22 protein-coding genes are annotated in these 24,259 nt (G+C 63.8%); 5 read left to right on the top strand and 17 right to left on the bottom strand.

Annotation, left to right across the window (positions count from 1 at the left end):
* The first annotated feature begins 78 nt into the window (after positions 1–78).
* Positions 79–1,284 carry an RtcB family protein gene (locus tag CAF70_RS17130; RefSeq protein ID WP_085626128.1) on the top strand — a complete coding sequence of 402 codons (1,206 nt, stop codon included), beginning with the start codon at positions 79–81 and terminating at the stop codon, positions 1,282–1,284.
* Between the two features lie 206 nt (positions 1,285–1,490).
* Here CAF70_RS17130 and CAF70_RS17125 read toward each other — a convergent pair whose 3' ends face one another.
* The 17 genes from CAF70_RS17125 to CAF70_RS17040 all read right to left on the bottom strand — a co-directional run bounded on the left by CAF70_RS17125 (position 1,491) and on the right by CAF70_RS17040 (position 19,662).
* Complete coding sequence (locus tag CAF70_RS17125) at positions 1,491–2,168, bottom strand: c-type cytochrome (protein ID WP_085626127.1); 678 nt, start codon at positions 2,166–2,168, stop codon at positions 1,491–1,493.
* 9 nt (positions 2,169–2,177) lie between these two features.
* Complete coding sequence (locus tag CAF70_RS17120; RefSeq protein ID WP_085626126.1) at positions 2,178–3,125, bottom strand: copper resistance protein B; 948 nt, start codon at positions 3,123–3,125, stop codon at positions 2,178–2,180.
* A complete protein-coding gene (locus CAF70_RS17115; RefSeq protein ID WP_085626125.1) occupies positions 3,115–3,462 on the bottom strand; it encodes a hypothetical protein in 348 nt (115 codons plus the stop codon). The genes CAF70_RS17120 and CAF70_RS17115 overlap by 11 nt, the downstream gene beginning before the upstream one ends.
* Positions 3,459–5,276 (bottom strand): copper resistance system multicopper oxidase, encoded by a 1,818-nt coding sequence (locus CAF70_RS17110; RefSeq protein ID WP_085626124.1) that lies wholly within the window; start codon positions 5,274–5,276, stop codon positions 3,459–3,461. Before CAF70_RS17110 ends, CAF70_RS17115 begins: the two co-directional genes overlap by 4 nt.
* 309 nt (positions 5,277–5,585) lie before the next feature.
* Positions 5,586–6,782 carry an ABC transporter permease gene (locus tag CAF70_RS17105; protein WP_085626123.1) on the bottom strand — a complete coding sequence of 399 codons (1,197 nt, stop codon included), beginning with the start codon at positions 6,780–6,782 and terminating at the stop codon, positions 5,586–5,588.
* Positions 6,782–7,993, bottom strand: coding sequence for an ABC transporter permease (locus tag CAF70_RS17100; protein ID WP_085626122.1), 1,212 nt, complete (start codon positions 7,991–7,993; stop codon positions 6,782–6,784). The genes CAF70_RS17105 and CAF70_RS17100 overlap by 1 nt, the downstream gene beginning before the upstream one ends.
* Complete coding sequence (locus tag CAF70_RS17095; RefSeq protein WP_085626121.1) at positions 7,993–8,679, bottom strand: ABC transporter ATP-binding protein; 687 nt, start codon at positions 8,677–8,679, stop codon at positions 7,993–7,995. The genes CAF70_RS17100 and CAF70_RS17095 overlap by 1 nt, the downstream gene beginning before the upstream one ends.
* On the bottom strand, positions 8,676–9,827 hold the full coding sequence (locus tag CAF70_RS17090; protein WP_085626120.1) for an efflux RND transporter periplasmic adaptor subunit: 1,152 nt from the start codon (positions 9,825–9,827) through the stop codon (positions 8,676–8,678). Before CAF70_RS17090 ends, CAF70_RS17095 begins: the two co-directional genes overlap by 4 nt.
* A 442-nt stretch (positions 9,828–10,269) precedes the next feature.
* Complete coding sequence (locus tag CAF70_RS17085; protein ID WP_085626119.1) at positions 10,270–10,971, bottom strand: helix-turn-helix transcriptional regulator; 702 nt, start codon at positions 10,969–10,971, stop codon at positions 10,270–10,272.
* A gap of 319 nt (positions 10,972–11,290) precedes the next feature.
* On the bottom strand, positions 11,291–11,818 hold the full coding sequence (gene ppa / locus CAF70_RS17075) for an inorganic diphosphatase (protein WP_003255365.1): 528 nt from the start codon (positions 11,816–11,818) through the stop codon (positions 11,291–11,293).
* Between the two features lie 93 nt (positions 11,819–11,911).
* Positions 11,912–12,727, bottom strand: a complete 816-nt coding sequence (locus tag CAF70_RS17070) for a zinc-dependent peptidase (protein WP_085626117.1) — start codon at positions 12,725–12,727, stop codon at positions 11,912–11,914.
* 8 nt (positions 12,728–12,735) lie between these two features.
* Entirely contained in the window at positions 12,736–13,383 is a 648-nt protein-coding gene (locus CAF70_RS17065; RefSeq protein ID WP_085626174.1) for a DedA family protein, read from the bottom strand.
* Positions 13,384–13,631: 248 nt separating this feature from the next.
* Positions 13,632–14,090, bottom strand: coding sequence for a GNAT family N-acetyltransferase (locus CAF70_RS17060; RefSeq protein WP_085626116.1), 459 nt, complete (start codon positions 14,088–14,090; stop codon positions 13,632–13,634).
* Positions 14,091–14,198: 108 nt separating this feature from the next.
* The gene (eutC, locus tag CAF70_RS17055) at positions 14,199–15,017 is read right to left on the bottom strand and encodes an ethanolamine ammonia-lyase subunit EutC (protein ID WP_025337548.1); all 819 of its coding nucleotides are present in this window, start codon (positions 15,015–15,017) and stop codon (positions 14,199–14,201) included.
* Positions 15,018–15,025: 8 nt separating this feature from the next.
* Positions 15,026–16,420, bottom strand: a complete 1,395-nt coding sequence (locus CAF70_RS17050) for an ethanolamine ammonia-lyase subunit EutB (protein ID WP_085626115.1) — start codon at positions 16,418–16,420, stop codon at positions 15,026–15,028.
* Positions 16,421–16,466: 46 nt separating this feature from the next.
* The gene (gene eat / locus CAF70_RS17045; RefSeq protein ID WP_085626114.1) at positions 16,467–17,915 is read right to left on the bottom strand and encodes an ethanolamine permease; all 1,449 of its coding nucleotides are present in this window, start codon (positions 17,913–17,915) and stop codon (positions 16,467–16,469) included.
* A gap of 226 nt (positions 17,916–18,141) precedes the next feature.
* Positions 18,142–19,662, bottom strand: coding sequence for an aldehyde dehydrogenase family protein (locus tag CAF70_RS17040; protein ID WP_046615983.1), 1,521 nt, complete (start codon positions 19,660–19,662; stop codon positions 18,142–18,144).
* A gap of 255 nt (positions 19,663–19,917) precedes the next feature.
* Here CAF70_RS17040 and CAF70_RS17035 point away from each other — a divergent pair, with 255 nt between their 5' ends.
* From CAF70_RS17035 to CAF70_RS17020, 4 genes are all read left to right on the top strand, one after another.
* A complete protein-coding gene (locus tag CAF70_RS17035; RefSeq protein WP_085626113.1) occupies positions 19,918–21,933 on the top strand; it encodes a sigma-54-dependent Fis family transcriptional regulator in 2,016 nt (671 codons plus the stop codon).
* A gap of 66 nt (positions 21,934–21,999) precedes the next feature.
* On the top strand, positions 22,000–23,349 hold the full coding sequence (gene mpl, locus CAF70_RS17030; protein ID WP_085626112.1) for a UDP-N-acetylmuramate:L-alanyl-gamma-D-glutamyl-meso-diaminopimelate ligase: 1,350 nt from the start codon (positions 22,000–22,002) through the stop codon (positions 23,347–23,349).
* Positions 23,346–23,975, top strand: a complete 630-nt coding sequence (ubiX, locus tag CAF70_RS17025) for a flavin prenyltransferase UbiX (RefSeq protein WP_085626111.1) — start codon at positions 23,346–23,348, stop codon at positions 23,973–23,975. Before mpl ends, ubiX begins: the two co-directional genes overlap by 4 nt.
* A complete protein-coding gene (locus tag CAF70_RS17020; protein ID WP_085626110.1) occupies positions 23,972–24,259 on the top strand; it encodes a YceK/YidQ family lipoprotein in 288 nt (95 codons plus the stop codon). Before ubiX ends, CAF70_RS17020 begins: the two co-directional genes overlap by 4 nt.

The following is a 24,259-nucleotide window of genomic DNA, read 5'->3' as shown; positions in this document are numbered from 1 at the left end:
ACATTGCCACCCCGCAGGCAACCCACGGCTCTACGACCTTTGGCGGTATCATGCGGCTATGCATTCGAGGAACAGCCCATGGACATTCTCCAGGTCGCCGGTGGCAAGCCGGTCAAGTTGTGGACCGACGGCGTACCGGTGGAAGACGACGCCCGCAAACAGCTGCTCAACACGGCCAGGATGCCGTTCATCTTCAAGCACCTGGCGGTAATGCCGGACGTGCACCTGGGCAAGGGCTCGACCATCGGTAGCGTCATTCCCACCGTTGGCGCGATCATCCCCGCCGCGGTGGGTGTAGACATCGGCTGCGGCATGATCGCCGCACGCACATCGCTGCACGCCCGCGACCTGCCGGACAACCTGCATGGACTGCGCAATGCCATCGAACATGCCGTGCCGCATGGCAAGACCTTCGGCAAACGCGACCAGGGCGCCTGGGCCGATGTGCCAGCCAAGGCGGACAAGGCCTGGGGCCAGCTGGCCGGGCGTTTCAAGGCCATCACCGACAAGTACCCGCGGCTGGAGAAGACCAATAACCGCCATCACCTGGGGACGCTGGGCGGTGGCAACCACTTCATCGAGGTATGCCTGGACGAGGCCGACCGCGTCTGGTTCATGTTGCACAGCGGCTCCCGGGGCGTGGGCAATGCCATTGGCAACCTGTTCATCGAGCTGGCCCAGGCCGACATGCGCCAGCACCTGGCCAATCTGCCGGACAAGGACCTGGCGTATTTCGAGGAAGGCAGCCGCCATTTCGCCGACTACGTCGAAGCGGTGGAATGGGCGCAGGACTACGCCAGGCAGAACCGCGAGCTGATGATGCTGGCGGTGGTCGGTGCTGCGCGCAAGGCGCTGGGCAAACCGTTCGAGGCCAGCCTGGAAGCGGTGAACTGCCACCACAACTATGTGCAGCGCGAACAGCATTTTGGCCGCGAGGTGCTGGTGACGCGCAAGGGCGCGGTGTCGGCGCAGAAGGGCCAGTTGGGCATCATTCCCGGCTCGATGGGAGCCAGGAGTTTCATCGTGCGAGGGCTGGGCAACGAGGAATCGTTCTGTTCCTGCAGCCATGGCGCCGGCCGACTGATGAGCCGGACCAAGGCCAAGAGCCGCTTCACCGTGGACGACCAGCGGCGGGCCACGGCGCATGTGGAATGCCGCAAGGACAAGGAGGTGATCGACGAGATCCCCATGGCTTACAAGGACATCGATGCGGTGATGCGCGCGCAGCAGGAGCTGGTGGAAGTGGTGCACACCTTGCGGCAGGTGGTGTGTGTGAAGGGCTGACGGGTGTGCTGCCTGTGCCGGCCCCTTCGCGGGTAAACCCGCTCCCACAGGGAACTGCCGCTAGAAGGTGAAGCCTGTGAGGTCTCTGTGGGAGCGGGCGTGCCCGCGAAAGGGCCAGAGCAAGCAGTCGAGAACTTTCAGGGGATTCATGATCTGGGCTGCCCACTACCTGAGTGCAAACCTGTCGGCATACACGTACCCTGCCTTCAGTCTTTATGCATGTGCTGCTTGCCATCGCGATGAGTATGCGCCTTTGAATGCCCCTCATCATGCTGGCCTGCTCCCGAGGCCTGCTCACCCTGGTGGCCAGGCACATTGCCGCGGTGCTGGCCTTCATGGTTGTGCATTTCACTTTCGCCCCCCCCATGCTGGTGGCCGCCACTGGCCGCGACCATCGTCTGGTACTGCTGGGCGTTCAACCGGGGTAGCTGATCCAGGAAGGCGACGATGCCCCAGATGTATTCATCGCCCATGCTCTTGCCCCAGGCCGGCATGCCAGAGGCCTTGATGCCATGCTTGATGATCCAGAACGCCGCAGCGGGGTCGCCACCGATCCCGCTTTTGGTCAGATTGGGGGGAGATGGATACAGCGCCTGGCTAAGCTCGGTCTTCTCGACGCCAGGGGCGAGGTGGCAACCGATACACATGGCGTTGTAGTTACCAGCGCCGGTACGAATCAGCGCTTCATCTTTCAGGTCTGGCACCTCGATGTCTCTGGCCCGTACTGCGATAGAGCGGTCCCGTGCCATGGCCAGAAAGGCATGCACGGCGGGGAAATGGGGATCATCGGCGCCGACGTTGACCAGGCCGGAGTACGCAGCGCCCAGCACGGCCAAGCTGGCCACTGCGCCTGCTGCAACAAGCGTTGTTATTGTTCTTTTCATGTCTGGTTCTCAAAACCACATGCGGATACCGGCCACGAAACGCGCTTCATCCACATCACCACCCTCGTCGCGTATGAAGTCGGCGGTTTTGCCGTAAGAGCGGTTCCAGGTGATGCCGATGTAGGGGGCGAACTGGCGGACAATTTCGTAGCGCAAGCGCAGCCCGACTTCGGTATTGGCAAGGCCGGAACCCACACCGCGCCCAGGGTCGTTCTTGCCGTAGAAATTGGCTTCAGCGGTTGGCTGCAGGATCAGCCGGTTGGTCAGCAGAATGTCGTAGTCGCCTTCCAGGCGCGCGGCCGTCTGGCCGTTCTCGCCAATGAACGCGGTGGCTTCGGCTTCGAAGTCGTAAAGCGCCATGCCCTGGATACCGAACGCCGCCCAGGTCTGGGGGGACTCAGGTTGGAAATCCTGGCGCACCCCGGCAACCACATCCCACCAAGGGCTGATCGAGCGGCCGTACAGCAGCTGCAATTCGGCATCCTCGGTGACACCGTTGGTGCGTTCACCTTCGGAGCGGATCCACAGCCGGTTGATATCGCCGCCTATCCAGCCAGAAGCATCCCAGGACAGCGTGCTGCCTTCATCGGCATCCTGGTACTCGAGCTGATCCAGCAGGAGGAAGCTGTTGATAGCACTGTCGTGCATCTGATGCCCGCCCAACGGGGGGAAGGCCGCCTGGCGGTCTGCATCGGTCAGCACCGGGATCGGGGTACGGCTGGTGGTCGGCGTATCCGCCGAGCCGTGGTTCATTTTCGAATGATCCATAGCGCCATGATCCATAGCGCCATGGTCCATGCCCTGCATGCTGCCATGATCCATCTGGCTGTGGTCCATGGCCGAATGGTCCATCATCGAATGGTCCATTTCTTCAGCGGCGAAGCTGGGCGCAGCACCCAGCACGCCGAGCGAAACGGTCAATGCCAGCAGCGATGGTCGTGCCAGGCTATTGAGCATCTTTCCCTGCCTTGGCTTTGCCGCTGCCATGGGATTCCATCATCTTGTCATGGTCCATGCCTTGCATCGAACCATGGTCCATACCCTTCATGGCGTCATGGTCCATACCTTTCATCGAACCGTGATCCATCCCTTTCATGGCGCCATGATCCATGCCCTTCATCGCACCATGGTCCATGCCTTGAGCGCTTTTGGCTTCCTTGGCATCGGCAGGCTGCTGATTGTTGCCGTCGGACCAAGATGACGGGGCATAAAATGCAAACAGGCCGGCTATCGCAGCAGAGAAGAAAAACGCGCTTCGTTTCATTGGTTTGCTCATCTCGGATCTCCAGTTCATTCGTCCACACGGACTTCGCGGAACATGCCCATTTCCATGTGGAACAGCAGGTGACAGTGATAGGCCCAACGCCCCAAGGCATCTGCCGTGACGCGATAGCTTCGTTTTGAGCCAGGCGGCATGTCGATTGTGTGTTTGCGCACCATGAAGTTGCCGTCCTCATCCTCCAGGTCGCTCCACATGCCATGCAGGTGGATGGGGTGAGTCATCATGGTGTCGTTGACCAGGGTGATGCGCAGGCGCTCGCCATATTTGAGGCGCAGTGGCTCGGCATCGGAAAACTTGATGCCGTCAAAGGACCAGGCGAACTTTTCCATGTGGCCGGTGAGGTGCAGTTCGATCGTTCGACCAGGTGTACGGCCGTCCGGGTCCGGGAAGGTGCTGCGCAGGTCCGCATAAGTCAGCACACGGCGGCCGTTGTCACGCAGGCCGATGCCCGGATCGCCCAGTTTTGGCGTTGGGCTCATCGTCTGCATGTCGACCAGGGGGTTGTTCGTCTCGGAGGCTGGGTGGCTCTGCATGGGCGCGCTGGTACCAGCCATGTCGCCGTGGTCCATGCCAGCCATGTCGCCGTGGTCCATGCCGGCCATGTCGCCGTGGTCCATGCCGGCCATGCTGCCGTGGTCCATGCCAGCCATGTCGCCGTGACCCATGCCAGCCATGCTGCCGTGGTCCATGTCGCCCGTGCCGCCATGGTCCATGCCCATATCGCTCATGGAAATGATCGGCCGTGGATCGACAGCTGGAACAGGGGCTTGCAAGCCTTCGCGAACAGCCAGGGTGCCCCTGGAATATCCGGTACGGTCCATGGATTGAGCGAAAATGGTGTAAGCCTGCTCGTTTTCGGGCTCGACGATGACATCGTAGGTTTCGGCAACGGCGATGCGGAACTCGTCGACCGCAACGGGTTTGACATGCTGCCCATCCGCCGCGACAACCGTCATCTTCAGGCCGGGGATTCGCACATCGAAATAGGTCATGGCCGAGCCGTTGATGAAGCGCAGGCGGATTTTCTCGCCCGGCTTGAACACCCCTGTCCAGTTACCGTCCGGGGCCTGGCCGTTCATCAGGTAGGTGTAGGTGTAGCCGCTTACATCGGCGAGATCGGTGGGGCTCATTTTCATTTCGGCCCACATCTTGCGGTCGGCTACCGCGGCGGACCAGCCCATTTCGCTCACATCGTTGACGAAATCACCCACCGTGCGCTTGTGGTAGTTGTAGTAGTCAGACTGCTTCTTGAGCTTGGCCAGCACCCGGGCAGGGTTTTCATCCGTCCAGTCGCTGAGCATGACCACATAATCGCGGTCGTAGGTGAACGGCTCAGGCTCTTTGGCATCGATGACCAGGGCGCCGTATACCCCGACCTGCTCCTGGAAACCGGAGTGGCTGTGGTACCAGTAGGTGCCGTTCTGCTGGACCTTGAATTTGTACTCGTACATGCCGTCGGGGGCGATGCCATGGAAGCTCAGGCCCGGCACGCCGTCCATGTTCGCCGGCAGGATGATGCCGTGCCAGTGGATGGAGGTGTCCTGCTGCAAGCGGTTGCGCACACGCAGCGTGACGGTATCGCCTTCGCGCCAGCGCAGAATGGGGCCGGGAATGGAGCCGTTGATGGCCATCGCTGTACGCGCAGCGCCGGTAATGTTGACTGGCAGTTCACCGATGTAGAGGTCGAAGTCGGTGCCGCTCAGCACATTCGGTTGGCCGGGGCTGGTCACGGCCCAGACCGGCGCGCGCCACATGCCCAGCCCGCCAAGCAGTCCGGTAGCGGCCAGGCCTTTGACGAAGGAGCGTCTGGTGGTTTTGCTTTGCATGCCGTTGCGTCCAGTCAGTCGAGAAGTCGCTGTTATTCAGGCGGTTTAATGCCCCAGCCCTCCCTTAACCCTAGTGGACCTGCGCTGTCAGCTGGCTGAGCTTCAGATTACTTTTCTGTCAGCTTGTGGTGGGTGTGGCTGACGAAGCGCATGGCATGCTGAATCTGGGGCCGCCTTGCGGCCCTTCGCGGGCACGCCCGCTCCCACAGGGATGGCGCTGTAGTCAGTAGATGCGCGGGACCTGTGGGAGCGGGCGTGCCCGCGAAGGGCTGCAAAGCAGCCCCATCAAGGGGCTCATTGGCCGGGCCGCTACTCGATGCGCAGCGCGGCCACCGGATGCAGGCGGGCCGCCCGCACGGCCGGGGCCAGGCCGGCGAGAACGCCGAGCACCGCCGCCAGCAGCAGCGCCAGCAACAGAAACAGCGGATGCAGCGCCAAGGGCAGGCTCGGCATGGTCAGGTGCAGCAGCCCCAGCAGGAGGGCCATCAACAGCAAGCCAAGCAGGCCACCGGCCAGCGAAAGCAACGTCGCTTCGGCAAGAAACAGCCCGAGTACCTGCCGCGGACTGGCGCCAATCGCCCGCAACAGGCCGATTTCGGCCGTGCGCTCGCCCACCGTGGTGGTCATGATGGTGAGAATGCCAACCGCACCGACCAACAGCGAAATACCCCCCAAGGCACCAATGGCCAGGCTCAGAGTGCCGAGAACGCGGTTGAAGCTGCGCAGCATGTCGTCCTGGGTGGTCAGGCTGAAGTCCTCCGCGCCGTGGCGTTCGCCGAGCACCTCGCGAATCTGTCGGCTCAATGCCTGTGAAGTGGTGGCTGCGCCGAACACCACATGGGCTTTGACCACCCCGGTGCGGTTGAACAGGCTTTGCGCCCAATCCACCGGGATGTAGGCGATATCGTCGAGGTTGAAACCGAGCAACTGGCCTTTCTTCTCCATCACGCCGATCACCCGGAAACGCACGCCGCCGACGCGGATCAGCTCGCCGAGCGGATTGCGCGCACCGAACAGCTCGGCGCGCAGTTGATGACCGAGCACCACATAGGGCGGCGAGCGGCCGTCGCGGGCCGCAGGCAGAAACTCGCCCAGGCTCAGTTGCATGCGCCAGGCCTGCGCCAGCTGATGGCCGCCACCGAGAATGTCGCTGCGCCGGCTCAGCTGGCCGAACTGCACATCCCCGCTGCCCTGAATGATCGGCACCACCGCCTCGACATGCCGCAAGCGCCGCAGGGCATCGGTGTCACCGATGGTCAGTGGGCGTACGCTGCCGAGCAGGCCACCGAGGCCGCTTGTCTGGGTCTTGCCCGGGCGCACGGTGATGATCCGCGTACCGAACTGCGAGAAGTTCTCCAGCACATAGCCGCGCACGCCTTCGCCCATGGCCGTGAGCAGCGCCACCGCGGCTATGCCGATCGCTACCCCGAGCAGGGTCAGCAGGCTGCGCAAGGGGCGACAGGCCAGCGCCGAACTGGTCAGCCGCAAGCCATCTTGCCAGCGCATCAGTGCGCTCCCGGCGGGCGTAGCGCCGCCACCGGCTCCAGCGCCGAAGCCCGGGCGGCCGGCAGCCAGGCGAACAGCAGTGCCGTGCCGAGTGCCAGCAGCACTGCGCCAGCCCGCGCCCACCAGGGAGCATGGAGCGGCAGGTCGAACGCCAGGCGCCCCAGCCAGAGCAAGGTTTCGGCCAGCAGCAGGCCTGCGAGCGCCCCCGCCAGGGCCAGCAACGCCGCCTCGCCAAGGAACAGCAGGCGCAACTGCGCCGCCGTCACGCCTATGGCTTTGAGCAGGCCGATCTCGGCGCTGCGCTGGCTCACTGCAATCCAGGTCACGTTCATGATCAGGATGCCTGCCACCAGCAGGCTGATCGCGGCAATCCCGGCCACCGCCAGGGTCAGCACCGCGAGTATCTGGTCGAAGGCGCTGAGCAGGCTGTCCTGGCTGACCAGGGTCACGTCTTCCTCCCCCTCGTGGCGCTCCTTCAGCGCGGCGAGTATCAGCCGCTTGCTTCGGTCGAGAAAGCGTGGGCCCTGCACCTCGACAAATACCCGCGACAACCCCTCGCTATTGAACAAGGCCTGGGCACTGGCCACCGGGATGATCACCATCTCGGAAAAATCCGTCCCCAGGGATTCGCCCCGCTCACCGAGGACACCGACCACTCGGAAGCGTCGGTCGCCAGCGCGCAACCATTCACCCAGGGCCGGGCGAGCCCCGAACAGCTCGCGTCGGAGTTTGCCACCGATCACGCAGACGGCCTCGGCCTGCCCAGGGTCCAGCGCCGGCAGAGGTTGGCCCTGGACGACCGTCAGTTGACGAATGGCGAAGAAGTCACGGGTGGTGCCCAAGGTCAGCACCTCGCGATTGCGGTTGCCGACGATCACCTCCATCTGCCCGGCCTGCTGCGGCGCGACCCGGCGGATGCCCGGCAGGCGGGTGATAGCCTGCACATCCTGCAAGGTCAACTCGTGCGGCGTCAGGCCGGTGAGCGGCGGCATTCGCCCGGTGGTTTCCTTGCGGCCCGGGAAAACGATCAGGATGTCGCGGCCCAGCAGTGAGAACTCGTTCAGGACAAACGCCCGCGCCCCGGCGCCAAGGCCGGTGAGCAGGTTGACCGCAACCACACCGATGGCGATGGCCAGCAGTAGCATCAGGCTGCGCGAGCGGTGCCCACGCAAGGCGCCGAGCCAGAAGCCCAGGGCATCGGCAGCGCGCATCAGGCCAGCGCCCGCTGCGGCGCAATACTGTGGATGCGCCCGTCACGCATGTGTAGCTGGCGCTGTGCACGGGCGCCCAGGCTGGCGTCGTGGGTCACCACGATCAGGGTCAGGCCCTCGCTGTTGAGCTCTTCCAGCAGGTTGAATACTTCGACGCCGGCCTGGCTATCGAGATTGCCGGTAGGCTCGTCGGCCAACAACAGCGCCGGTTGCATGACCATCGCCCGGGCGATCGCGACGCGCTGGCGCTGGCCACCGGACAGCTCGGCCGGTCGGTGGGCAATACGCTCGCCCAGCCCCAGGCGTGCCACCAACTGGCTGCTGCGCTTGCGCCGTTGTACCGCACCGATGCCGGCGAGGACCATCGGCAGCTCGATGTTTTCCAGCACCGTCAGCCGTGCGATCAGGTGGTAGGACTGGAACACGAAACCTATCAGTCGGCTACGCAACTGGGCGCGGCGTGCCTCGCTCAGCGCCGCCGTGGCCTCGCCCTGCAACCAGTATTCGCCGGCGCTCGGCGCATCGAGCAGGCCGAGGATGTTCAGCAAGGTGGACTTGCCCGAGCCGGACGGGCCCATCACCGCCATGTAGTCACCTGCGGCGATGTCCAGATCGAGGCCGTCCAGCCCCATCACCTGCTGTTCGCCCAGCTGGAAGCTGCGGCTGCCGCCGCGCAGGCGGATCATTTCCCGGTCTCCGCGGCATCCAGCGGGATCACCGCCACGGTATCCTTGAGCCCTTCCTGCTCGAAGCTGGCGACGATTCGAGCATCCTCGTCGAGCCCAGCGAGCACCTCGGTCCAGCGCCAGTTGCTCAACCCGGTTTGCACCTGCACCTCGCGCAACACCCGGGCGCTCGGGTCATAGCGCAGCACACGCTGCCCCTCCAGCAGGGTTTCGGTGGGGATGCGCAAAGCACTTGCGTGCTGCTCCAGAAGGATCTCGACATCGGCGCTATAGCCGGTGAGCAGGGCAAGGTCTGCCGGCGGCTGGTCGAAACGCACTTCTACATCGACGGTGCGCGCCTGCTTCTCCAGTTCACGCACATAGGGTGCAATACGGCTGACGCGGCCGGTGAAATGCTGGCCACGGAAGGCATCCAGGCTGATCCGCACGGCGGTGCCGGGGTGAACCCGGGCCGCGTCCACTTCATCGATCGGTGCCTCGACATACAGGCAGCTGTCGTCGATCAGGTCGACCGCTGGTGGCGTGGGGATACCCGGTGGCGAAGGGGTGACGAATTCGCCGAGTTCGCCGTTGATTTCTGCGACTACGCCGGCGAAGGGGGCACGCAGGGTCGTCTGTTCCAGCAGCGAACGCTGCAACTGCAGGCTGGCGTCAGCCTCGCGGATCAGCACGGCACTTGCACTGCACATCAGCTTCGCCAGGTTGGCCTTGGTCGCGGCTTGGTCGAGGCGATCGGCGGCAATCAACTTGCGGTCGGCCAGCTGGCCCAGGCGATCAAGGTCGCGTCGGTCCAGGAGCGCTTGCTGGCAGCGCTGTTCGCGGGTGTTGCGTTGCGCCTCCAGCCGCGCCTCGGCCTCCTGCAGCCTGGCCTGTTGCTCGTCCTGGCGCAGGCGCATGAGTACCTGACCCGGCTGGACCCGCTGGCCCTCGCTGACCTGCAACTCGGCAACCTGGCCGCCGACATTGAAGGACAGGTGCGAGCGTCGACAGGACTTCAGCGTACCCGCGCGCGTATTGGCCACCACCGTCTCCACCGGCCCCCGCTCAACCTCCAACAGCCTGACCGGCAACGGCTGCGGTCGACTCAACCAGCCGCCCAGCACCACCAGACAAGCCAGGATCGACGAGCCAATCAATAATTTGCGCATGGACTACACCTCCTGCCATATGGCTTGAGCCTAGATCAGGAGGGTGAAAGCTCCACGCGAGACGTCATTTATCCGACGATTTTCGGATGAGCGTCAGTGTAGTGTCAGATAAATGACGAATGAGATTATTTTCGCTTTTACAACTGCGATTTCCCAGCCATCAGGAATGGCTGCAGAAAATTTCAGAGGAAGAGAATGGCTTTTCTTCGGGCATTAAAAAGCCGGCTTGTGGCCGGCTTCTCGGGGACGCTTCCGACTAATTTATGGTAAGTCGCAATCGCCTTAACTGTGTGGCCATCAAGGGCCTGAAAGAGATGGCAGATGCCCGTGTGGGATATCGCCGAGCCCTCTGGAGCGCGGCTTGCGCCGGTCGGGGCTGAATGTGCGGCGTAGCATACAAGGGCCCGCGCAGGATGCCCAGCAAAAAATGGCACAGGTTGTTTCAGCCGGGGCGTTGCCGGCGGAAATGCGACCAGTGGAACACCCAGCCAAGAATTTCCAGCCCTTGAGCCTGGCGCTGGGCGGCGGTGTAGCGTTCTACCGCATAGGTGCGCCGATCATGACTGTGCAGGTAAAGCGTGCCCTGCTGGCCAAGGCTGAGGTTGTTCACCCGCAGCGCGCCATTATGCAGCAGGGCATAGGTTTCGCCCTCGACCACCCGGGTCATGCCCAGGTCGATGGCCAAGGTGGCCTGCAATGGAATCAATGGGGTCATGTTGCTGGCGGGCATGGCCATGCAGATGGCGTCGTCGGCATGCACACCCAACACTTTCAGGGCTTTGGCGGGCAGGCACAGATGCTTGCTGGCTACGGGTGACAGCAGGCCGTCGTGCAGTTCGTAAAAGGGCACTTTCAGTGCCCGGCCGCCTTGCGCCGACAACGGCGTGGGCGGGTTGGCGGGCGCCGGCCCAGGCGGGCAGTTGCGCAGGGTCGGGTTGTGGTGTTTGGGGCCTTCGCCCGTGCGCAACCAGCGACGATGCACACAGAACAGGTCGGCCAGTTCGTCCAGCCGGGCCAGGGGCACGCCGCGCTTGAACCAGTTGTTGACGTGCTGGGGAGTGACGCTGCGCTGGGCGGCGAAGTCGGAAGGGGTCAGGCCACACTCGTGGAGCAGGGCTTTGAGGCGGTCGCCGGATGTGTTCATGGCGGCGAGTGTAGCGGCGGGGTGCCAGCAAGGATATGAACCGGATGTTGATGGGGCTTGTGTGAAAAGGGCCTGTTTGTAGGGCGCTGGAGTAGGACTACGTAGGATTTTTTACTCTCCCAAGCAAGTGCGCGGTTCCTGTGGGAGCGGGCGTGCCCGCGAAGAGGCCAACGCGGTGGCTGGCACCGGCTGCGCCGGTGTTCGCGGGCACGCCGCTCCCACAGGGATCGCGCAGGCAGGTCATCCAGTGCCAGGGCGACCAGCTATCCATCAGGCATAAAAAAACCCCGCCAGGGCGGGGTTCTTCATGCAACCGGTATCAGCCCTTGTAGGCAGCAACCGATTTGGTGATCGCGGCACGGGCGGCGTCGGCGCCTTCCCAGCCTTCGATCTTGACCCATTTGCCCTTCTCGAGATCTTTGTAGTTGGCAAAGAAGTGCTCGATCTGCTGGATCAGCAGGGCTGGCAGGTCGGTGTATTCCTTCACGTCGACGTACAGCTGCGACAGCTTGTCGTGAGGAACAGCGATGACCTTGGCGTCGCCGCCGCCGTCGTCGGTCATGTTCAGCACGCCGACCGGACGGGCGCGGATAACCGAACCTGGGGCTACCGGGTAAGGGGTAACGACCAGCACGTCCAGCGGATCACCGTCATCGGCCAGGGTGTTCGGGATGAAGCCGTAGTTGGCTGGGTAGAACATCGGGGTAGCCATGAAACGGTCGACGAACAGGGTATCGCTGTCCTTGTCGATCTCGTATTTGATCGGCGCGTGGTTGGCCGGGATCTCGATGGCGACGTAGATGTCGTTCGGCAGGTCTTTGCCCGCCGGAATCTTGCTGTAGCTCATTGGGCAGTGCCCCCGTGTTTGACCAAAAAAGTGGCGGCGATTATAGGCACATTCTGCATGGGCATGCCACGCCTGGCCTGATGTGCGGCCCCGTCAGGCGTGGCTTTCGCGGTATTCCGGGTGTTCGGCCTGCAGCCGGCACAGGCGCGCCAGCGGGTCCTGGCGGTAGAACAGCGACAACTGGCGGTAGACTTGTGGATAAGCCTGTTGCAGCAGGTCGGGAGCACTAAAGAAGTACTCGCTGGTGACGGCAAAGAACTCCGCAGGGTTTTCCGCGGCGTACGGGTCGATGGCGGTTTCGGCGTCGGGGTTGGCGTCCAGCTGGCGGTTGAGGTCGTCATAGGCCTGTTGCATGGCGGTTGCCCATTCATCCACCGGCATGCTGCTGTGTAGCGGTGGCAGGCCGTTGGCATCGCCATTGAGCATGTCGAGCTTGTGCGCCAGTTCATGGATGACCAGGTTGTAGGCCTCCCAGCCGCCACTGGCCAGCACGCCGTTCCAGGCGAGGATGATCGGGCCCTGCTGCCAGGCTTCGCCGCTGTGCTCGCCGTCCCATACGTGCTCCACGCCACTGGCATCGCGGTGGCGCTGGGGGCTCTTGAAGTCGTCGGGGTAGAGGATGATTTCGTGGAAGCCCTGGTACCAGTTCAGCTCGCCCAGGTGCAGCAGCGGCAATTGCGCCTGGGCGGCCAGCAACAGGCGCTGCTCGTCGTCCGGTTCGACGCCGGGCAGGCAGGTGAGGTGCTTGTCGAGCAGAAACAGGATGCAGGCTTCACGCAGCCAGCGATCTTCTTCGTCCGTGATGCCGTCCAGCATCGGCAGGCGCTCGCGCACGGCCTGCCATTGCTGGGGGGTGATGGGGTAGCGCGCCAGGGTGCGCTTGCGCCGCCAGGCGCTGAACGACCACATCGGCAGGTTCAGTGCGCCTTGGCCGTGCGGCCCAGGCGGCCACGCAGCAGGCCGAGGATCATCGGCACCAGCGACAGGATGATGATACCCACCACCATCAGCGACAGGTGCTGCTTGATGAATGGTACGTTGCCGAAGAAGTAGCCCAAGGTCACCAGGCCGCCAACCCACAGCAGCGAACCGGCGACGCTGAAACCGAGAAAGCGCGGGTAGTGCATGTGGGCTATGCCGGCGACGAACGGCGCAAAGGTGCGCAGGATGGGCAGGAAGCGCGCCATGGTCACGGTCTTGCCGCCGTGGCGTTCATAGAAATCGTGGGTACGCTGCAGGTAGTCGCGACGGAAGATCTTCGAGTCGGGGTTGTTGAACAACCGCTCGCCGGCCGTGCGGCCGATCACGTAGTTGGTGCTGTCGCCGAGGATCGCGGCAGCCATCAGCAGGCCAGCCAGCAGTACCGGGTCCATGCCGCCACCGGCGGCCACGGCACCGGCGATGAACAGCAGCGAATCGCCGGGCAGGAAAGGCATGACCACCAGCCCGGTTTCACAGAAGATCACGGTGAAGAGGATGGCGTAGATCCAGGGACCGTAATTGGTGACCAGCAGATCGAGGTAGGCATCGAGATGCAGGATAAGGTCCAGCGGGTTGAAATCCATGTACAGCACCTGTGTTCTTGGGCGTAGGCTCGGTTACCTGGGGATGGGTAAAATTTCACACATGACAGGTGGGCCATTATACGGCTAAGTCAGGATCATGCCCGGGGAGTTTGTAGCGGGGGGTTACGGCAGGGGTATTCCGGTGCTGGCCCCTTCGCGGGCATGCCCGCTCCCACAGGGGTATCACCGCTTCCTTAGGCAGTGCTGTACCTGTGGGAGCGGGCGTGCCCGCGAAAGGGCCAGCACGGTCAATCCTGATTGATCGGCAGGATATAACTCTTGAACTCGTTATCCTCACGAAACCCGATGGACTCGTAAGTCTTGTGAGCGACCTCGTTGTCCGCGCTGGTCGACACCCGCATGCGCACGGCATTGGTTTCCTTGGCCATTTTCTTTGCCTCGCGCATCAGGTGGTCGGCCACCAGCATGCGCCGCGAGTCCTCGGCCACGTAGATGTCGTTGAGAATCCATACCCGCTTCAGCGACAGCGACGAATAGCTCGGGTACAGCTGGCAGAAGCCCAGCAGTTTGCCGTCGTCATCATCGGGTAGCGCCAGGTAGATCACCGACTCATCCCGCTTCAGGCGCTTTTCCAGAAAGCTGCGCGAGCTGTCCGGGTAGGGAAGCTGCCCATAGAACTCACGGTATTTGACGAACATCGGCGTGAGCAGGTCGAGGTGTTCCAGGGTTGCCTTGATGATGCGCATGTGCGGCCCTCAGGGTCCATTAGGGGAAACAGCGGATTGCCAGCAGCCTTCAAGCGCATGCTGCCCAATGCGCGGTGCCAGCGCAATCCGCCTTCCGTGACATGTTTTTTACCCTTTGCCGAGCAGGAAGTTACCTTTCTGGCCGGTGCTGTGTTCACTCTCCAGGCTATGGACCTCGGCTTCGTCCTTCAGATTCACCCCGGAAAGCTGGCGCCGGCAGGCTTCGCGCATCAGGTACAACAGGCGGTGTGCCGCCATGCCATAGCTCAGCCCCTCCAGGCGGATGTTGGAAATGCAGTTGCGGTAGGCATCGGTCAGGCCGACCTTCGGTGCATAGGTGAAATACAGGCCAAGGCTGTCGGGTGAACTGAGCCCAGGGCGTTCGCCGATCAGCATCACTGTCATCCGTGCGCCAAGCAGTTCACCGACCTCGTCGGCCACTGCCACGCGCCCCTGCTGCACCAGCACCACCGGGGCACTGGTCCAGCCGTCGGCGGCAGCCTGTTCCTCGAAACGCGCCAGGAACGGCAGGGTGTGACGGTGTACGGCCAGTGCCGACAGGCCGTCGGCGACGACGATGGCCAGGTCGACTCCGCCAGGGTTGGCCTGGGCGTGCTGGCGTAGCGCGGCAACCGAATCTTCGTTCAGCCGTCGCCCCAGGTCCGGGCGTTGCAGGTACTGGTTGCGGTCGCTGGCGGCGCTGTGCAGCACCAGGCTTTCGCGCCCGCGATCACTCAACTGGGTAGCCAGGCCGGCATGGTCGAAGGCCAGGTGCACGGCGTCGCGGGCCTGGGCATGGGCGAACTGGAAGTCCAGTTGCGCCCCGGTCGGCAGGCTGGTGCCGGTGCGGCCCAGAGCGATGCGCGCCGGGGTCAGGTTGCGCAGGGCCAGCCAGGGGTTGTCGGGGGTAGGCGTGCGGTGGTCCATGGTCATCCCTATGCAAGCTGTGCCAACGCCTGGCGGAAGGCCGGCGGCAGGTTGTCACCGAAGCGCACCCGGCCATCGGCCTGGGTGAAGATGCCGGTGCGGGCCAGCCATGCCTCGAATTCCGGCCCGGGCTTAAGGCCCAGGGTCTGGCGTGCGTATAGCGCGTCGTGGAACGAGGTGGTCTGGTAGTTGAGCATGATGTCGTCGGAGCCGGGGATGCCCATGATGAAGTTGATCCCGGCCACGCCCAGCAGGGTCAGCAGGGTGTCCATGTCGTCCTGGTCGGCTTCGGCGTGGTTGGTGTAGCAGATGTCGCAACCCATCGGCACGCCCAGCAGCTTGCCGCAGAAGTGGTCTTCGAGGCCGGCGCGGATGATCTGCTTGCCGTTGTACAGGTACTCCGGGCCGATGAAACCGACCACGGTGTTGACCAGGAACGGCTTGAAGTGGCGGGCCACGGCATAGGCGCGGGTTTCACAGGTCTGCTGGTCGACGCCGTGGTGGGCGTTGGCCGACAGCGCGCTGCCCTGGCCGGTTTCGAAGTACATCAGGTTCTGCCCGAGGGTGCCGCGTTTCAGCGACAGGCCTGCTTCGTAGCCTTCCTGCAGCACGTTCAGGTTGATGCCGAAACCGGCGTTGGCCGCTTCGGTGCCGGCGATGGACTGGAACACCAGGTCCAGCGGCACGCCACGGTTGATCGCCTCGATCGACGTGGTCACGTGGGTCAGCACGCAGGCCTGGGTGGGAATGTCGTAGCGCTGGATGATGGCGTCGAGCATTTCCAGCAAGGCGCAGATCGATGCGATGCTGTCGGTGGCCGGGTTGATGCCGATCATGGCGTCGCCGTTGCCGTACAGCAGGCCGTCGAGGATGCTGGCGGCGATGCCGGCCGGCTCGTCGGTCGGGTGGTTGGGCTGCAGCCGGGTCGACAGCCGCCCGCGCAGGCCCATGGTGCCACGGAAGCGGGTGACCACGCGGATCTTCTGCGCCACCAGCACCAGGTCCTGCACGCGCATGATCTTCGACACCGCTGCGGCCATTTCCGGCGTCAGCCCGGGTGCCAGGCTGCGCAGGCTGGCCTCGTCGGCCTCTTCGCTCAGCAGCCAGTCGCGCAGGCCACCCACGGTCAGGTGGCTGACCGGGGCGAAGGCCTGGGCGTCGTGAGTGTCGATGATCAGGCGCGTGACTTCATCTTCTTCGTAAGGGATCAGCGCTTCATTGAGAAAATGCGTCAGCGGGATATTGGCCAGGGCCATCTGGGCGGCGACCCGTTCGCCGTCGTTGCTGGCCGCCACGCCCGCCAGATAGTCCCCCGAGCGGGCGGGGCTGGCCTTGGCCATCACTTCCTTGAGGCTGTCGAAGCGGTAGACCAGGTGGCCGACCGTGTGTACGAAACTTGCCATACAGACTCTCCAGAGCCGCGGGTTGCCCCGCGGCGGGTGGCGGCGATCAGTGCAAGGCTTCTTCGGCCTTCTGGATCGCGGCGAATTCCTCTTCCGGTGTTCCCGCGACCAGATGGTGGCGGCTGTAGAAAGCAAAGTAGGCAATTAATACCGCATAGATCACTGCGGCGCCAATCACCACCCGTGGGTCGACAAGGAAACCGGCGACCACAGCGATGCAGGCCAGCACCAGGGCCAGGCCCGAGGTGAAAATGCCACCGGGGGTGCGGTATGGGCGCTCCATCTTCGGCCGGCGGATGCGCAGGGTGATATGCGCGGCCATCATCAGCACGTACGACAGGGTAGCGCCGAACACCGCCACCAGGATCAGCAGGTCACCCTGGCCGGTCAACGACAGGGCAAAGCCGATGATCCCGGGGATGACCAGGGCCAGTACCGGGGCCTTGCTCTTGTTGGTTTCCGACAGTTTGCGCGGCAGGTAGCCGGCGCGGGACAGGGCGAAGATCTGCCGGGAATAGGCGTAGATGATCGAAAAGAAGCTGGCGATCAGCCCAGCCAGGCCAACCAGGTTGACGAAGCCGCCCATCCAGGTACTACCGCCGTAAGCCTTGGACAGGGCTTCTACCAGCGGGTTGCCCGAGGCTTTCAGTGCTTCGGAGCCTGCGCCGCCAGGGCCGACCACCAGGATCAGCAGGGCGAAGGCCAGCAGCACCAGCATGGCGCCGATCAGGCCGCGTGGCAGGTCACGCTTGGGGTTCTTGGTTTCTTCGGCGGCCAGCGGCACGCCCTCTACGGCGAGGAAGAACCAGATGGCGTAGGGGATGGCTGCCCACACGCCGACGTAGCCGAACGGCAGGAAGCTGCTGGCGCCCACGGCGTCCGTTTTGGCGATGTCGAACAGGTTGGCTGCATCAAAATGGGGCAGCATGCTCACCAGGAACACAGCCAGGGCGATGGCGGCGATGGCAGTGATGATGAACATCAGCTTCAACGCCTCACCCACGCCAAAGATGTGGATGCCGATGAACACGATGTAGAACGCCAGGTAGATCATCCAGCCGCCGATGCCGAACAGTGACTGGCAGTAGGCGCCGATGAACACCGCGATGGCGGCGGGGGCGATGGCATATTCGATGAGGATCGCCGTCCCGGTGAGGAAGCCGCCCCAGGGGCCGAAGGCGCTGCGGGCGAAACCGTAGCCGCCGCCTGCGGTGGGGATCATCGACGACAGCTCGGCCAGCGAGAAGCACATGCACAGGTACATGGTGGCCATCAGCAGGGTGGCGAGGAACATGCCGCCCCAGCCGCCCTGGGCCAGGCCAAAGTTCCAGCCGGCATAGTCGCCGGAGATGACGTAGGCCACCCCCAGACCGACCAGCAGGACCCAGCCGGCGGCGCCTTTTTTCAGTTCACGTTGCTGGAAATAGTCCGAGCCGACTTTTTCGAAGTCGACGGACGAGCCTGCCGGCGAGCCGGCGGAATGATCGCTTGGCATAGATTCACCTGTTGTTTTTCTTGGTGGCCGGACGGGTTCCGGACCGATGGTGATGGTTACTGCAGGAAGCGAGCCAGAGCGGTTGGTGTACGGTTTCCGCTCTGGGTTTGGTATATGCAGGCCTGGCCTCTTCGCGGGCTTGCCCGCTCCCACAGGGACCGCACAAGGTTCAAGACCAGTGCAATACCTGTGGGAGCGGGCGAGCCCGCGAAGGCCGCGACGCGGTTTAGAAGAAGCCCAACGGATTGATGTCGTAGCTCACCAGCAGGTTCTTGGTCTGCTGATAGTGATCGAGCATCATCTTGTGCGTCTCACGCCCGACACCGGACTTCTTGTAGCCACCGAACGCCGCATGCGCCGGGTAAAGGTGGTAGCAGTTGGTCCACACGCGGCCAGCCTTGATCCCGCGGCCCATGCGGTAGGCCCGGTTGATGTCGCGGGTCCACACGCCGGCGCCCAGGCCGAACTCGGTGTCGTTGGCAATCGCCAGGGCTTCGGCTTCGTCCTTGAAGGTAGTGACGCTGACCACCGGGCCGAAGATTTCTTCCTGGAACACGCGCATCTTGTTGTTGCCCTTGAGCAGGGTCGGCTGGATGTAGTAACCGGTGGCCAGCGAGCCTTCCAGTTTTTCCACCTTGCCGCCGGTCAGCAGTTCGGCGCCTTCCTTCTGGGCGATGTCGAGGTACGACAGGATCTTCTCGAACTGCTGTTGCGAGGCCTGGGCGCCGACCATGGTGTCGGTGTCCAGCGGGTCGCCGCGCTTGATCTGCAGCACCTTCTTCATCACCACTTCCATGAACTGCGGGTAGATCGACTCCTGTACCAGTGCCCGGGATGGGCAGGTGCATACCTCGCCCTGGTTGAAGAACGCCAGCACCATGCCTTCGGCCGCCTTCTCGATGAAGCTTGGCTCGGCTTGCATGATGTCTTCGAAATACACGTTAGGCGACTTGCCGCCCAGTTCGACGGTGGACGGAATGATGTTTTCGGCGGCGCACTTCATGATGTGCGAGCCGACCGGGGTCGATCCGGTGAAGGCGATCTTGGCGATGCGCTTGCTGGTGGCCAGTGCTTCACCGGCTTCGCGGCCATAGCCTTGCACCACGTTGAGCACGCCTTTTGGCAGCAGGTCACCGATCACTTCCAGCAGCACGGTGATGCCCAGCGGGGTCTGTTCGGCCGGCTTGAGCACTACGCAGTTGCCGGCGGCCAGGGCTGGGGCCAGCTTCCAGGCGGCCATCAGGATCGGGAAGTTCCACGGGATGATCTGCCCGACCACGCCCAGCGGCTCATGGATGTGATAGGCCACGGTGCCTTCGTTGATCTCGGCGGCGCCGCCTTCCTGGGCACGGATGCAGCCCGCGAAGTAGCGGAAGTGGTCAACCGCCAGCGGGATGTCGGCATTGAGGGTTTCGCGGATCGGCTTGCCGTTGTCCCAGGTTTCGGTAATGGCCAGCAGTTCGAGGTTCTGCTCGATACGGTCGGCGATCTTCAGCAGAACGTTGGAGCGGTCCTGCACTGACGTGCGGCCCCAGGCGTCGGCCGCAGCGTGGGCGGCATCCAGGGCTTTCTCGATGTCTTCGGCAGTGGAACGGGGGAATTCAGCGATCAGCTTGCCATTCACCGGGGAGGTATTTTCAAAGTACTGCCCCTTTACCGGAGGAACGAACTCACCACCGATGTAGTTGCCGTAGCGGCTCTTGAAGGAAACCTTCGCGCCTTCGGTACCGGGATGTGCGTAACGCATGGTGTGTCTCCTGGCTATTGTGTTTGTTAGGGAGTTGGAAAGCGTAGAGCAAAGGTCGGGCCAGCGTTTCGAGCACCAGGAAAATCAATGACTTGGCTCGGCGTCCGGTGCCATGCCCACGGTCGCTGTGCCAGCACCGGTACGCGCAGGGGTGACACTTTGTGCCATTTGCGACACGTAACCCGAGGGTGCATTGCAAAGCCTTCGCGGGTGGAGGATGCTGGCGGGACTCTCTATCTGCGGAGAACTACAACAATGCAGAGCAACCATTTCAGTCGCCATGCCCAGCAAGTCCATACCGTCGCCCATGGTGGGGCCGGGGAGGGCGGCAGTGACCCGTCCATCGCCCGCTCCTGGCTGCGCTGCCTGGAGGACTACCACCTCGACCCGTCGGTTATCGAGGCCCCGGTGGTGCTCGAACACGGGCGCCTGCTGGAAAGCCGCGAGCGCCTGCGCCAGGTGCTGCAGATTGCCGACCCTGAAATGAACAGCCTGCATCAGCAGCTTTCCGGGGCCGGGCATGCGGTACTGCTGACCGATGCCCGTGGGGTGATCCTCAATTGCGTCAGCGCGCCGACCGAGCGACGCAGCTTCGAGCGCGCCGGGCTGTGGCTGGGCGCCGACTGGAGCGAGGCGCGCGAGGGCACCAACGGCATCGGCACCTGCCTGGTTGAGCGCCAGGCGCTGACCATTCACCAGAACGAGCACTTCCGTGGTCGCCACACCGGCCTGACCTGCTCGGCCAGCCCGGTGTTCGACCCGCATGGCGAGCTGCTGGCGGTGCTGGATGTGTCTTCGGCACGGCCCGATGTTTCCCGGCAGAGCCAGTTCCACACCATGGCCCTGGTCAACCTGTCGGCGAAGATGATCGAAAGCTGCTACTTCCTGCGCCATTTCGAACAGCAATGGTTGCTGCGTTTTCACCTGCAGGCGGAGTCGGTCGGCCTGTTCAGCGAAGGCCTGCTGGCGTTCGACGGTGACGGGCGCATCTGTGCCGCCAACCAGAGCGCGCTGAACCTGTTGGGCACGGTGCGGGGTGGCGTGCTGGGCAAACCGTTGGAACGCTTTTTCGCATGCAGCCACGACGAACTGTTCAGCCGCGCCACGCCCGGCGGCAGCACGGCCTGGCCGCTGCATACCCTGGACGGGCGCCAGGTGTTCGCCAGCCTGCGTGGCCAGGCGCGCGCACCGGTGTGGTCGGTGCCCACCGCCCAACCGCGCCCTGCGCGGGAAGTGGAGCCGCTTGTATGCCTGCTCGACCCGGCCTTGCAGAACGACTTCCGCCGCAGCGTGCGGGTGTTCGAGCGTGATGTGCCGCTGCTGTTGCGCGGCGAGACCGGCTGCGGCAAGGAGGCCTTCGCCCAGGCCGTGCACCAGGCCAGCGAGCGGCGCGGCAAACCGTTTGTCGCCATCAACTGCGCGTCGATCCCGGAGAGCCTGATCGAGAGCGAACTGTTCGGTTACCGCGGCGGCAGCTTTACCGGTGCGCGCAAGGAAGGCATGCGCGGCAAGCTGTTGCAGGCCGACGGCGGCACCTTGCTGCTGGACGAGATCGGCGACATGCCACTGGCCCTGCAAACCCGCCTGCTGCGCGTGCTGGAGGAACGCCAGGTGGTGCCGATCGGTGGCGAACCGCAGGCGGTCGACGTGCGCATCGTCAGCGCTACACACCGTGACCTGCTGGAGCGGGTGGAGCAGGGTAGTTTCCGCGAGGACCTGTATTACCGCCTGAATGGCCTGGAAGTGGCGTTGCCTGCGGTGCGCGAGCGCAGTGACAAGGCGCAGTTGCTGGACTTTCTGTTGCGTCAGGAGGCGCAGGGGCAACTGATCGACATCGAGCCGAGGGCGCGCCAGGCACTGCTCGACTTTGCCTGGCCGGGCAACGTGCGGCAGATGCGCAACGTGCTGCGTACCCTGGTGGCACTTTGCGAAGATGCCCGCATAGCATTTTCGGATCTCCCCACAATTGTCTGCAGCAGCGCCAATCCTGTGGGAGCGGGCGCGCCCGCGAAGACGTCCGATCAAGCAACGCAGGGCGAGGGCGTTGCCCTCGTTCGCGGGCACGCCCGCTCCCACAGGTCCGGCGTTGGTCCAGGAATTGATGGGGAGCCCGTGGGTACCGAGGTTTTGCAAGACGCGGAACGGCAAGCGCTAATGGAGATACTGGAGGCAAAACACTGGCACCTCACCCGTGTCGCCGAACACTTGGGCATCAGCCGCAATACCTTATATCGAAAACTGCGCAAACACGGCATCACCAGGGCCGACTAAGCGAAACATCGTGTGCGATTTTTCTCGCCCTGGGCTACCCTGCCTCGATGTTTTGCGAGGTCGACCATGCATATTCACATTCTCGGTATTTGCGGTACTTTCATGGGCTCGCTGGCGGTGCTGGCCAAGGAGCTTGGCCACCGCGTCACCGGCTCTGACGCCAACGTCTATCCCCCAATGAGCACCCAGCTCGAAGCCCAGGGCATCGAACTGACCCAGGGCTATGACCCGGCCCAGCTGGACCCGGCGCCAGACCTGGTGGTCATCGGCAACGCCATGTCGCGTGGCAACCCGGCGGTTGAGTACGTGCTGAACAAGGGCCTGCCCTATGTTTCCGGCCCGCAGTGGCTGGCCGATCACGTGCTGCAGGGCCGCTGGGTGCTGGCCGTTGCCGGTACCCATGGCAAGACCACTACCAGCAGTATGCTGGCCTGGGTGCTGGAGCACGCCGGCATGAGCCCGGGCTTCCTGATCGGCGGTGTGCCGCAGAACTTCTCGGTGTCGGCACGCCTGGGCGACACGCCGTTCTTCGTGGTGGAAGCCGACGAGTACGACAGCGCCTTCTTCGACAAGCGCTCCAAGTTCGTCCACTACCACCCACGCACGGCGATCCTCAACAACCTCGAATTCGACCATGCGGACATCTTCCCCGACCTGGCCTCGATCGAGCGGCAGTTCCATCACCTGGTGCGCACCATCCCCGGCGAAGGCCTGGTCATCCACCCCACCACCGAGCAGGCGCTGGAGCGTGTGATCGGCATGGGCTGCTGGACCCCGGTGCAGACCACTGGCGAAGGTGGCCAGTGGCAAGCCCGTCTGCTCAGCCCCGACGGCTCGCGCTTCGAAGTGCTGTTCGAGGGCGAAGCGCAGGGCGTGGTTGACTGGGCGCTGACTGGCCAGCACAACGTCGCCAACGCCCTGGCCACCCTTGCAGCGGCGCGCCATGTAGGCGTGGTGCCAGCCATGGGCATCGAAGGCCTGAGCGCCTTCAAGAGCGTCAAGCGGCGCATGGAGAAGGTGGCCGAAGTGCAGGGCGTGACCATCTACGATGACTTCGCCCACCACCCCACCGCCATCGCCACCACCCTCGACGGCCTGCGCAAGCGCGTTGGCGAGGCACCGGTGATCGCCGTGATCGAGCCGCGCTCGAACTCGATGAAGCTCGGTGCCCACCGTGATGGCCTGCCGGAAAGCGTCAACGACGCCGACCAGGTGATCTGGTACGCCCCGGCCAACCTTGGCTGGGACCTGGCGGGCACTGCCGCCCAGTGCAAAGTGCCCAGCGTGGTGGCCGACAGCCTCGAAGCGATCATCGAGCGGGTCAAGGGCCAGGCCCGCCCAGGCACCCATGTAGTGATCATGAGCAACGGCGGCTTCGGCGGCCTGCACGGCAAGCTGGCCGAGGCATTGCAGTGAACGGGCCGGAACGCATCACACTGGCGATGACCGGGGCTTCGGGCGTCCAGTATGGCCTGCGACTGCTCGATTGCCTTGTGCGCGAGGATCGCGAGGTGCACTTTCTGATCTCCAAGGCCGCGCAACTGGTGATGGCCACCGAGACCGACGTGGTGCTGCCAGCCAAACCCCAGGCAATGCAGACGTTCCTTACCGAATACACAGGTGCTGCCGACGGGCAGATCCGGGTATATGGCAAGGAAGACTGGATGTCGCCGGTAGCCTCGGGCTCTGGCGCGCCGGCAGCGATGGTGGTGGTGCCCTGTTCCACCGGCACCCTGTCGGCGATTGCCACCGGCGCCTGCAACAACCTGATCGAGCGTGCCGCCGACGTTGCTCTGAAGGAACGTCGCCAGCTGATCCTGGTGCCGCGCGAAGCGCCGTTTTCCGCCATCCACCTGGAGAACATGCTCAAGCTGTCGCACATGGGCGCAATCATCCTGCCGGCATCGCCAGGCTTCTATCACCAGCCGCAGACCATCGACGACCTGGTCGACTTTGTCGTGGCGCGCATTCTCAACCTGCTGAACATTCCCCAGGACATGTTGCCGCGTTGGGGCGAACACCACTACGGAGTGGATGATTGAAGCGAGCGCTGGCGGGGGTTTTGATGCTGGTGCTGCTCGGTGGCTGCGCCACGGTGCGCACGCTGGATGCCAACAAGCCCGGGGCGCCGGTGGTGTATGCCGGTACCCGGTTGGATTTGTACGTGATCAATGGCGGCTGTTGCCCGCGCGATCATTATGGAGCTGATGCCCCGGCGTACCCGAGACTGGACCTGCCGGGGAGCATGCTGCTCGATACCCTGTTGCTGCCCTTGTCCTTGCTGACAGCGGCCGGTGTAGGCTTCCAGGCCACCGGTGGCCTGTGA

The sequence above is a fragment of the Pseudomonas sp. B19(2017) genome, from assembly GCF_002113165.1.
GTDB lineage: Bacteria > Pseudomonadota > Gammaproteobacteria > Pseudomonadales > Pseudomonadaceae > Aquipseudomonas.
The sequence above is the reverse complement of the archived record's forward strand: the minus strand, read 5'-3'. Positions and strand labels throughout refer to the sequence as shown.